Raw genomic sequence first — 10654 nt, forward strand, 5'->3', positions numbered from 1 at the left:
GGCGCCGCGCGGACGCGCGCCACGCCTGCGCTGTCCGGCCCGGCCGTGGGCACCCAGGCGCTCACCGGCGCACCGTCCCGGCGAGCGCCTCGAGCGCGTCGGTCGCGGCCCGCGGGTCCGCGGCGTCGCCCGGCTCCGGACGCGGCAGCGGACGCGGGTCGAGGCAGCGCACCAGCAGGCCTTCGACGAGGGCCGCGCGGCGCACGACGTCGTCGGCTTCGATCGCACCGGGCAGCAGCCGCACCTCGACGGTGTCGCGCAGGGGACGTGCGGCGACGACCTGGACCAGGTTGACGTCGGCGTACTTCGTCAGGCCCGTGGTGCGGGCCTCCGCGGCGAGACGTGCCCAGCCGGACCCGTCGGCGTCGTCGACGGGCTGCTCCACGAGGGTGACCAGCGCGTCGGGCAGCGGGGCCAGCCGCCGGCACGCCGGGTTGGTGCCCAGGGCCGACCACAGCTCGGCGCGCCAGTGCGCGAACAGCCGCACGAGGTTGGCGAACGCGTCGGGCCGCCGGAACGGTCCGGCGTCGACGTGCAGGTGCACGGCCGCCTCGTGCGGCACCGTGAAGCCCAGCTCCCGCGCCGGGGCGAGCAGGCGCTCCAGCGCGTCGCGGTGGCCGGACGCCAGCGGGGGCGTGACGACCTCGCACGGCCGCTCGCGGCCCGCGGGCAGCGGCAGGACGACCGCGACCGTCGCCCCCGTGGCGTCGTTCACGCGCGCCCCGGCGCCCTGGACGTCGACCGTCGCACCGAACAGTGCCGCGACCGGCGCGAGCACGTCCGCGAGCGGGGCGTCGGGGTCGGCGTGCCGCTCGACCAGGCGCAGCAGCCGCGCGTCGTCGGACAGCACGCGGTACCAGCCGCGGTGCCCGGGCCGGGCAGGGCCGCCGGTGACGCCCGGCCCGCTCGCCCCGGCGCCCGCGCCCGCGGCGGCCGCGAGGTCCGCGACGAGCGTGATGTCGTCGACCAGCCGGGCGACCGGCAGGCCGTCGGCGTCGACGACGTCGAACGCGGGGGACAGGTGCCGGAAGACCCCCACACCCGGCACCGTCGACGGCTCGCTGTCGTGGTGGAAGGACCGGAGCACCCGTCCTCCGCTGCGGGCCGCGAGCGCGTCCGCGAGCACCTGCCGGTCGGATCCGGCGGGCGCCAGCAGCTCGATCTCGAAGCCGGTGCGCAGGGTCAGGTCGGGCACGTCGGTGCTTCCTCCTCGGTCGCGGGTCGTCGGGGTGCCGGGCGCGTGGTCAGGAGCCCGAGGCGGGGGTGCTGCCGGGGGCCACGGGAGGAGTCTGCCCGTCGAGCAGCATCTGACCGGCGCGCGCCTTGGTCTCCGTCGCGTCGGTGCTCCACAGCGTGCTGAGCGCCTCGAGGTCGTCGGCCGTGTACCCGGCGTCCCAGAACGCCGCGTACTGCGCGGGCGTGTACCCCTCGGGCAGCTCGCCCGAGACCTCGACGTCGGTCGGGCCGGCCTCGGGGGCCGTCGACCCCGGCGCCACGGGCAGCGTCTCGCCGTCCAGGAGGGCCTGGCCCGCGCGGGCCTTCGTCTGGGTGTCGTCGGTGCTCCACAGCGCACCGAGCGCCGCGACGTCCTCCGGCGTGTAGCCCGCGCCCCAGAACGCCTCGTACTGCGCGCGGGTGTACCCCTCGGGCATCGCGGACCAGTCGATGCCGACCTCCGCGAGCACGCCCGCGACGGCCTCGGCGACCGGCGACGTCGGTGCGGCGGCCATCGCGGCACCCGCACCGCCCACGACGGTCAGGGCGGCCGCGACGACGCCGACGGCGACGACGCGGCGGCGCGGGCGGCGGGTGGTCGACAGGGTGCTCGGGTTCATCGGGGTCCTCCAGGAGGGGTCGGGTGACGTGCGTGCCCTCCTAGAACGCGTCCCGAGGCGCAGGTGTGGAGCCGGTCGGGGAACCGGTCCGCGGCCGTCGCTCGTTACCCTGGACCCGTGACCGCCCTCGACACCCTCGACCTCGACGGCTACGTCGACGCCGACCGGGAACGGTGGGCGCCGGAAGCCCCCAAGTCGCGCGAGCGGACCGCGTTCGAGCGGGACCGCGCGCGCCTCGTGCACTCCTCCGCGCTGCGCCGCCTCGGTGCGAAGACGCAGGTGCTCGGCCCGTCGTCGGACGACTTCGTGCGGACCCGGCTCACGCACACCCTGGAGGTCGCGCAGGTCGGCCGGGAGATCGGCAAGACGCTCGGCTGCGACCCGGACGTCGTCGACACCGCGTGCCTCGCGCACGACCTGGGCCACCCGCCGTTCGGCCACAACGGGGAGCGGGCGCTCGCGGAGATCGCGCGGGGGATCGGCGGGTTCGAGGGGAACGCCCAGACGCTGCGGCTGCTCACGCGCCTGGAGCCGAAGGTCGTCACGCCCGACGGCCGGCCCGTCGGCCTCAACCTCACGCGCGCGAGCCTCGACGCGTCGGTCAAGTACCCGTGGCGGCACGGCCGCGGACCGGTGAGCGCCGCGAGCGGCCGGCCGACGCACAAGTTCGGGGTCTACGAGGACGACCTGCCGGTGTTCACGTGGCTGCGCGAGGACGCCCCGGAGGGCCGCAAGTGCGTCGAGGCGCAGGTCATGGACCTCGCGGACGACATCTCCTACTCCGTGCACGACGTCGAGGACGCGGTCGTCGGCGGCCGCCTGGACCTGGCCGTGCTGACGCGTCCCGACGAGCGGGCGCGCGTCGTCGAGGCCGTGCAGACCTGGTACGGCGACGCCGTCGACGAGGCGGGCCTGCACGACGCGATGGACCGGCTCGTCGCCGCCCGCCTGTGGGACCACGGTTTCGACGGGTCGCGCGGGGCGCTCGCGATGCTCAAGGACGCGACGAGCCAGCTCATCGGCCGGTTCGCGAAGGCCGCGCAGGAGGCGACGCGCGCCGAGTTCGGCCCCGGGCCGCTCACGCGGTACGCGGCGCACCTGGTCGTGCCGCTGGAGACGACCGCGGAGATCCTCGTGCTCAAGGGCCTCGCCGTCGCGTACGTCATGGCGCCGCGCGAGCTCGAGCCGCTGTACCACCGGCAGCGCGAGGTGCTCACGGACCTCGTGCGCGTCATGTCGGAGCGGGCGCCGCTCGCGCTCGAGCCGCCCTTCGCGGCCGACTGGGCGGAGGCAGCCGACGACGCCGCGCGGCTGCGGGTCGTCGTCGACCAGGTGGCGTCCCTCACCGACGTGTCGGCGGCGGAGATGCACGCCCGCCTGGTGCACCCGCCGCGGCACTGACCGCGGGTTCGCCGACCGGCCGGCCCGGGTCCGACGCGGCTCGGACGGGTGCGCGCGACGCCTAGACTCACCGCGTGGCGGGACGCATCCGACGGGAGGACGTGGAGGCGGTCCGCGAGCGCGCGCGCATCGAGGAGATCGTCGGCGCCCACGTCAGCCTGAAGCCCGCCGGCGTCGGCTCGATGAAGGGCCTGTGCCCGTTCCACGACGAGCGCTCCCCGTCGTTCCACGTCCGCCCGCAGGTCGGCCGGTACCACTGCTTCGGCTGCGGCGAGGGCGGCGACGTCATCGCGTTCGTCATGAAGGTCGACGGGCTGGCGTTCGCCGAGGCCGTGGAGTACCTCGCGGGTCGCGTCGGGATCCAGCTGCGGTACGAGGAGGGCGGTGCGCCGCGCCCCGGTGAGGAGCCCGGGCGTCGGCGTCGGCTGCTCGACGCGCACCGCGTCGCCGAGGAGTTCTACCGCGAGCAGCTCACGTCGCCCGGTGCCGCCGCGGGGCGGGCGTTCCTCGCCGAGCGCGGGTTCGACCGGTCGGCCGCGGAGCAGTTCGGTGTCGGCTTCGCGCCGCAGGGCTGGGACGGGCTGCTGCGGCACCTGCGCGGGCGGAACTTCACCGAGGCGGAGCTCGTCGCGTCGGGGCTGGTCAGCCAGGGCCAGCGCGGCATCTACGACCGTTTCCGCGGTCGCCTCGTGTGGCCGATCCGCGAGGTCACGGGGGAGACCGTCGGCTTCGGCGCGCGGCGGCTGTTCGACGAGGACCAGGGGCCGAAGTACCTCAACACCCCGGAGACCCCGCTCTACCGCAAGTCGCAGGTGCTGTACGGCATCGACCTGGCCAAGCGCGACATGCAGCGCGAGAAGCGGGTCGTCGTCGTCGAGGGGTACACCGACGTCATGGCGATGCACCTGTCGGGCGTCGGCTCGGCGGTCGCGACGTGCGGCACCGCGTTCGGCTCCGACCACGCGCGCATCGTGCGGCGACTGGTCGGCGACTCCGGCTCGACGGGCGGCGTGCAGCTCGCGTCGGGCGCGTCCGTCGGCGGCGAGATCATCTTCACGTTCGACGGCGACGCCGCCGGGCAGAAGGCCGCGCTGCGCGCGTTCGGCGAGGACCAGTCGTTCTCCGCCCAGACGTTCGTCGCCGTCGAGCGGTCCGGGATGGACCCGTGCGAGCTGCGCCAGGCGAAGGGCCCCGACGCCGTCCGGGCCCTCGTCTCGGGCCGCCAGCCGCTGTTCGAGTTCGTCATCCGCTCGACGCTCGCGACGTACGACCTGCACACCGCCGAGGGCCGGGTCGCGGCGCTCCGTGCGGCGGCGCCGATCGTCGCGGGCATCCGCGACGCCGCGCTGCGCCCCGAGTACACGCGGCTGCTTGCGGGGTGGCTCGGCATCGACGACCAGGACGCGGTGCGTCGCGCCGTCGGCGGGGCCCGTGGCCCGGCCCGGGGAGCGCCGGAGCGGCGGGACGACGCGCGCGGCGGCCGGCGGCAGGACCAGGGGACGGACGGGGGACGCGCGGACGCCGTCACGGTCCCGGTCGCCCGGATGGCCGTGCCGGACCGGCGGGACCCCGTCGCACGGATCGAGCGGACCGCGCTCGAGGTCGTGCTGCAGCACCCCGACCTCGTCCCCGGCGAGTTCGACGACCTCGGCCCCGAGGCGTTCTCGGCGCTCGCCTACCGCGCCGTGCACGAGGCCGTGCGAGCCGCGGGCGGCCGCCGGGCGGCGCAGGCCCTGCTCCAGGCGTCGGGCGGCTCGTCGACGGGGTGGGTCGACGCCGTCGTCGAGCAGGCCGCGGAGCCGGTGCGCGCCCTCGTCACGGAGCTCGCCGTCGCACCGCTGCCCGAGGACCGGCCCGAGTCGATGCCGGGGTACGTCCGCGGCATCGTCGCGAGCCTCGTCGAGATCGGCTTCACGCGGACCATCGCCGACCTCCGCGGTCGCCTGCAGCGCATGGACCCGACGGACGCGGACTACCGGTCGGTGTACACCACCCTCATCGAGACCGAGAACCGGCGGATGGCGCTGCGGTCCGGGGTCTGACGACCCGCTCGCCGCGCGGGAGCCGCCGACGCGCACCACAATCGCCACCGTGACCGACACCGCCCCGACCCCGACCGAGCCCGCGCCGCGCCAGCGTCACGGCGACCAGCCGCTGCGCACCGCCGTCGTCGTCAACCCGAACAGGGTCGAGGGCACCGACGAGCTGCGCCGCCAGATCACCGACCAGCTCGCCGCGGCAGGCTGGCCGGCACCCGACTGGCTCGAGACCACCGCCGAGGACCCCGGCACGGGGCAGGCGCGCCGCGCCGTCGAGGACGGCGTCGACGTCGTGCTCGTGTGCGGCGGCGACGGCACCGTGCGCGCCGTCATCGAGGGTCTCGCGGGGACGCAGACCGCGCTCGCCGTCCTGCCCGGCGGCACGGGCAACCTCCTCGCGGCCAACCTCGACGTCCCGACCGACGTGCCGGACGGCGTCGACACGGTGCTGCGGCGCGGCCGCCGGCTCATCGACGTGGGTGAGGCCGACGGCAAGACGTTCGCCGTGATGGCGGGCATGGGCCTGGACGCCGCGACCATGGACGACGCGCCGACCGCGCTCAAGAACGCGGCGGGCTCGATCGCCTACGTGTGGTCGGCCCTGCGGCACCTCGCCGACGACGAGATGCACGTCGCCGTCTCCGTCGACGGCGGGCCGCCGATGCGACGGCACGCACGCTCGGTGCTGGTCGGGAACGTGGGCCGGCTGCAGGGCGGCGTGACGCTGCTGCCCGAGGCTCAGCCGGACACGGGCGTCATGGAGGTCGCCATCCTCGCGCCCCGCAACCTCGGCCACTGGCTGCAGCTGCTCGTGGGCGTCGCGCTGCGCCACAAGCGCGTGCCGAGCCGGGAGATCCACCGCGGCGCGCACGTCGTCATCCGGTCCGACCGCCCGCAGCCGCGCCAGCTCGACGGCGACGTCCTCGAACCGGGTCGCACCCTGGAGGTCACGGTCCGGCCCCAGAGCCTGTGGGTGTGCGTGCACCAGCCCGACGAGGCGCCCGACCTCGCCGAGGGCGGCCCGAGCGACCTGTGAGGCCGGCCCCGCTTCCCGGCGAGGTGGCCCGGCCGGGGGCGCTCAGCGCAGCGTGACGAGGCCGGTGCCGTCGTCCGGCGGCAGTACCTCGTGCACCGCGGCGGTCACCGTGAGCGCCCGGAGCGTGAGCGACCCGCCGTAGTACGACAGGAACGCCGTGTCGGTGGCGTCCCGGCCCGTCGCGATCCGCACGAACGAGTCGCGCGGGGCGAGGTGCGTCGCGTCGACGACCCGCCACGCGCCTTCGACGTAGGCCTCGGCGACCGCGTGGAAGTCCATCGGCTTGAGCCCGGGCGCGTACACCGACGCGAGCCGCGCGGGGACGTCCTTCGCGCGCAGCAGCGCGACGACCAGGTGCGCGAAGTCCCGGCACACGCCGCGCCGCTTGAGCAGGGTGTCAGTCGCGCCGTCCGTCGGCAGGCTCGAGCCCGACAGGTACGTCACGTGCCCGGCGACCCACGCGACCACGGCGTCGAGCAGCTCGGACCCCTCCAGGCCGCGGAACTGGTCGCGCGCGAACGCCAGCAGGCGGTCCGACTCCGCGTACCGGCTCGGCCGGCGGTACTCGACGAGGTCGACGTCCTCGACGGGCGGCGGGTCCGCCTGGCCCGTCACCGCGGCGCTGTAGTCGACGACCACGCGACCGGCGGGCACGAGGACGCGGTGCACGCGACCGCCGTGCGGACCCTTGATCTCGACGACGTCGAGCGGGCCCTCCTCGTGGCGGACGGAGAGCTGTTCGGTGCGGTCGAAGGAGGCGTCGGCGACCGCCACGGAGAGCAGCATCTCCAGGGGCTGACGCACGTCGATCGACAGGTGGGAGGTGACAGTGCGCAGCACGACCGCACGGGTCCTTTCCCGGCACTCTGCGGCCGGAACATCGAGGGGGCGACGGCAAGTGTGAGGCCCGCGGGGCGTTCCGTCCAGCGCGGTCGTGGAGCCTTGTATCAGTGCAGGTCAGGGGCCTGACGGACGCGCCTCGACGGCCCTCGCCCGACGGCCCGGGAGGGCGTGGGCGACCGCCGTGCGACGGGGGTCAGCGGTCGCCCGCCGTGGCGCCGCCCGTGCACCGGGGGCCGGGGGCAGACTGGGCCCCGTGCTGCACCTGCGCGTGAGCCTCCCGACCGCCCTCACCGAGCCCGTCGTGACGCTCCTGCAGGACGACCCCGCGGTATCCGCGCTCGCGGTCGAGCAGGGCGCCTCGCACAAGCCGGTGGGCGACGTGGTCAGCGCCGACGTCGCCCGCGAGGCCGCCGACGGCGTCGTCGAGCGGCTCCTCGCGCTCGACGTGCAGCAGGTGGGCACGATCCACCTCGTGCCCGTCGAGACGTGGGTGTCGCGCGCCGGGTGGGAGGCCGAGCGCGTCACACCGGGCGCGAGCGCCGACTCCGTCGTGTGGCCGCAGGTCGTCCTGCGCGCCTACGACGACACCGAGCTCACCTGGACGTTCCTCAGCTTCATGGGACTGGCAACGGTGCTCGCCGGCATCGCGATCGTCGTCGACTCGCAGATCCTCGTCATCGGCGCGATGGTGCTCGGCCCGGAGTTCGGGGCGGTCGCCGCGCTCGGCGTCGCGCTGGTCCGCCGGCGCTGGCGGCTGCTGCGACGCGCGGCCGTCGCGCTGCTCGTCGGGTTCGCGGTCGCGATCGCGTTCGCCGCGCTCGTCGCGCTCGTCTTCCGGGCGACGGGGTGGGTGTCGGTCGAGGACGTGACGCGCCCGCGGCCCGAGACGGCCTTCATCTACACGCCTGACCGCTGGTCGTTCGTCGTCGCGGTCATCGCGGGGGCCGCCGGGGTCCTCTCGCTCACGTCGTCCCGCCTCGGCGGGCTCACCGGCGTCTTCATCTCCGTCACGACGATCCCCGCCGCGGGCAACGTCGCGCTCGGGCTCGCGTTCGGACTGTGGTCCGAGGTCGGCGGCAGCGCGCTGCAGCTCGTCGTCAACATCAGCGGCATGGCCGTCGCGGGGTGGCTCACGCTCGTCCTGCAGCAGACGCTCTGGCGGCACGCGTCCCTGCGCCGGGACCGCTTCGCCGCCCGGCTCCGACGCCCCGCCGTGCACGGGCCGCACGCCGGGCCGCCGCGCGCATGAGCGCTGCCCGCGTCGTCGCGACCGCCGACACGCACGTCCCCGGGCGGGCCCGCGACCTTCCGCCCGCGCTGTGGGACGCGATCGACCGGGCCGACCTCGTCGTGCACGCGGGCGACTGGGTCGCCGCGTCCGTCGTCGACGCCGTCGCCGCGCGCTCGCGGACCCTGCTCGCGTGCCACGGCAACAACGACCCGGCCGACGTGCGCGCACGGGTGCCCGAGCTCGCCACCGCCGACGTCGCCGGCGTGCGTCTGGGCGTCGTGCACGAGACGGGCGCCGCGACGGGCCGGGAGCGGCGGTGCGACGACCGGTTCGGCGCCCTCGGCCTCGACGTCCTCGTGTTCGGTCACTCGCACATCCCGTGGGACACGGTCACGCCGGGCGGCCTGCGGCTGCTCAACCCGGGGTCCCCGACGGACCGCCGCCGCCAGCCGGCCTGCACCTTCCTCACGTTCACGCTCGACGACGGCGCGCTGCACGACGTGACGCTGCACGCGCTGCCGCGTCGCACCGCATGAGCGGCCGGGTCGCCTGGGAGGATGACGTCCCGTGATCGCCGACCTGCCCTACGAGCCGCTGCTCGAGATCATCGGGGTGTTCGTCGCCGCGATGTCGGGTGCCCTCGCCGCCGTGCGCAAGCAGTTCGACGTCTTCGGGATCCTCGTGCTCGGCTGGGCGACCGGACTCGGCGGCGGCATGCTGCGCGACGTCCTCATCGGGGCCGTGCCCCCGGTCGGCATCTCCGACTGGCGGCTCGTCGCGACCGCCGTCCTCGGCGCGCTCACCATGTACTTCTTCCACCCACGCCTCGAGCGGGCCCGGCGCGTCATCGTCGTGCTCGACGCCGGCGCCCTCGCGGTGTTCACCGTCGTGGGCACGATCAAGGGCCTCGAGCTCGGCACGACGGCCATCGCGGCGGTCCTCGTCGGGGTCATGACGGGCGTCGGCGGCGGTGTGCTGCGCGACCTCCTCACGGGCGAGGTGCCGGTCGTCCTGCACCACCGTCAGCTCTACGCCGTCCCCGCGCTCATCGGGGCGGCGGTCACGGTCGCGCTGTGGTCGTGGGACCGCCTCGACACCTGGACGATCGTCGGTGCCGTGCTGCTCGTCTTCGGCCTGCGGGTCCTCGCGCTGCGGTTCCGACTGACGGTTCCCGGACCCTGGCGGGGCGAGGCGCAGGGCTGAGCGCTCGCGCGGGTGACTTCGCGCACGCGGCACCGCCTCGGCATGCACCCCGCCGGGCCGTCGCCTAGCGTCGGGCGTCATGCTGGACAACGCCGTCGGTGGAGCGCCACGCCCGTGGTGGTCCGGTGACGCGCCCGGCGGGCATGCCGGGGCCGCCGGGCCCACGGTCCTCGGGCACCGGTACCGCCTCGACGAGGTGATCGGCCGCGGGGGCGCCGCCACCGTCTACCGCGCGCACGACGAGCTCCTCGACCGGGTCGTCGCGGTCAAGGTGCTGCCCGCCGTGCCGCGCGACAGCGACGACCTGCGCCGTCACCAGGCGGAGATCCGCGTGCTCGCCGGCCTGCGGCACCCGGGCCTCGTGCGGCTGCTCGACGCCGACACCGTGCCCATGGACGGCCCCGCGGGGGCGGGCGAGGTGCAGGCCTACCTGGTGATGGAGCTCGTCGCCGGGCCCACGCTGGGGCGCCGCCTCGCGGCCGGTCCACTGAGCGTCGCGCAGACGGCGTCCGTCGGCCGGGCCGCCGCGGAGGCGCTGGCCGTCGTGCACGGGCACGACGTCATCCACCGCGACGTCAAGCCCGGCAACATCCTGCTCACCACGCCCGACTGCCTGGACGTCGAGCCCGACGACGACGCGCTCGAGGTGCGTCCGGTCAAGCTCGTCGACTTCGGCATCGCGCGCCTGGCCGCGGCGACCCGGCTCACCATGACGGGCACGATCGTCGGGACCGCGAGCTACCTGAGCCCCGAGCAGGCCGAGGGCGGCGCGCTCGGGCCGTCGAGCGACGTGTACGCCCTGGGGCTCGTGCTGCTGGAGTGCGTGACGGGCCGCCCGGCGTTCGTCGGGACGATGGCCGAGGTCGCGGCCGCGCGGCTGGCCCGCGACCCGGACGTGCCCGGGGAGGTCGACGCACGCCTCGGCGACCTGCTGGTCCGGATGACCCGGCGGCAGCCGCACGAGCGCCCGACCGCCGAGGACGTCGCGCACGAGCTGTCCGACCTGCTGGTCGCCGGCCCGTCGCAGCCGGCGACGCCGCCGGTGGCCTCCGACGCGACGCTCGTG

Annotated in this window: 10 protein-coding genes; 7 read left to right on the plus strand and 3 right to left on the minus strand. The window is 75.8% G+C overall.

What is annotated here, in order from left to right:
• Positions 1-61: 61 nt before the first annotated feature.
• Together CBZ_RS13890 and CBZ_RS13895 are read right to left on the minus strand one after the other, a co-directional pair.
• Positions 62-1195, minus strand: a complete 1134-nt coding sequence (locus CBZ_RS13890) for an amidoligase family protein (protein ID WP_130782113.1) — start codon at positions 1193-1195, stop codon at positions 62-64.
• Between the two features lie 49 nt (positions 1196-1244).
• Complete coding sequence (locus tag CBZ_RS13895; RefSeq protein WP_130782114.1) at positions 1245-1835, minus strand: hypothetical protein; 591 nt, start codon at positions 1833-1835, stop codon at positions 1245-1247.
• A 117-nt stretch (positions 1836-1952) separates the two neighbouring features.
• On the opposite strand from CBZ_RS13895, the gene CBZ_RS13900 reads away from it, so the two are divergent.
• The 3 genes from CBZ_RS13900 (at position 1953) to CBZ_RS13910 (ending at position 6311) form a co-directional block, all read left to right on the plus strand.
• The gene (locus tag CBZ_RS13900) at positions 1953-3236 is read left to right on the plus strand and encodes a deoxyguanosinetriphosphate triphosphohydrolase (RefSeq protein WP_130782115.1); all 1284 of its coding nucleotides are present in this window, start codon (positions 1953-1955) and stop codon (positions 3234-3236) included.
• 74 nt (positions 3237-3310) lie between these two features.
• Positions 3311-5278, plus strand: a complete 1968-nt coding sequence (dnaG, locus tag CBZ_RS13905; protein WP_130782116.1) for a DNA primase — start codon at positions 3311-3313, stop codon at positions 5276-5278.
• A gap of 49 nt (positions 5279-5327) precedes the next feature.
• Positions 5328-6311, plus strand: coding sequence for a diacylglycerol/lipid kinase family protein (locus tag CBZ_RS13910; RefSeq protein ID WP_130782117.1), 984 nt, complete (start codon positions 5328-5330; stop codon positions 6309-6311).
• Positions 6312-6353: 42 nt separating this feature from the next.
• Here CBZ_RS13910 and CBZ_RS13915 read toward each other — a convergent pair whose 3' ends face one another.
• A complete protein-coding gene (locus CBZ_RS13915) occupies positions 6354-7151 on the minus strand; it encodes a transglutaminase-like domain-containing protein (RefSeq protein ID WP_174768678.1) in 798 nt (265 codons plus the stop codon).
• 256 nt (positions 7152-7407) lie between these two features.
• On the opposite strand from CBZ_RS13915, the gene CBZ_RS13920 reads away from it, so the two are divergent.
• The 4 genes from CBZ_RS13920 to CBZ_RS13935 all read left to right on the plus strand — a co-directional run.
• Positions 7408-8403, plus strand: coding sequence for a DUF389 domain-containing protein (locus CBZ_RS13920; protein WP_130782118.1), 996 nt, complete (start codon positions 7408-7410; stop codon positions 8401-8403).
• Positions 8400-8921, plus strand: coding sequence for a metallophosphoesterase family protein (locus CBZ_RS13925; protein WP_130782119.1), 522 nt, complete (start codon positions 8400-8402; stop codon positions 8919-8921). Before CBZ_RS13920 ends, CBZ_RS13925 begins: the two co-directional genes overlap by 4 nt.
• Before the next feature lie 31 nt (positions 8922-8952).
• Positions 8953-9588, plus strand: a complete 636-nt coding sequence (locus tag CBZ_RS13930; RefSeq protein ID WP_130782120.1) for a trimeric intracellular cation channel family protein — start codon at positions 8953-8955, stop codon at positions 9586-9588.
• Positions 9589-9667: 79 nt separating this feature from the next.
• Positions 9668-10654 (plus strand): serine/threonine-protein kinase (locus tag CBZ_RS13935; RefSeq protein WP_130782121.1); only part of this gene is annotated, 987 nt, incomplete at its 3' end.

Origin of the sequence: Cellulomonas biazotea (assembly GCF_004306155.1) — a bacterium.
In the GTDB taxonomy this organism is placed as follows: domain Bacteria; phylum Actinomycetota; class Actinomycetes; order Actinomycetales; family Cellulomonadaceae; genus Cellulomonas; species Cellulomonas biazotea.

Bases quoted from the DNA above. Each gene is read 5' to 3' on its own strand.
- CBZ_RS13925 (WP_130782119.1), top strand. From the start codon at position 8,400: ATGAGCGCTGCCCGCGTCGTCGCGACCGCCGACACGCACGTCCCCGGG.
- CBZ_RS13895 (WP_130782114.1), bottom strand. From the start codon at position 1,835: ATGAACCCGAGCACCCTGTCGACCACCCGCCGCCCGCGCCGCCGCGTC.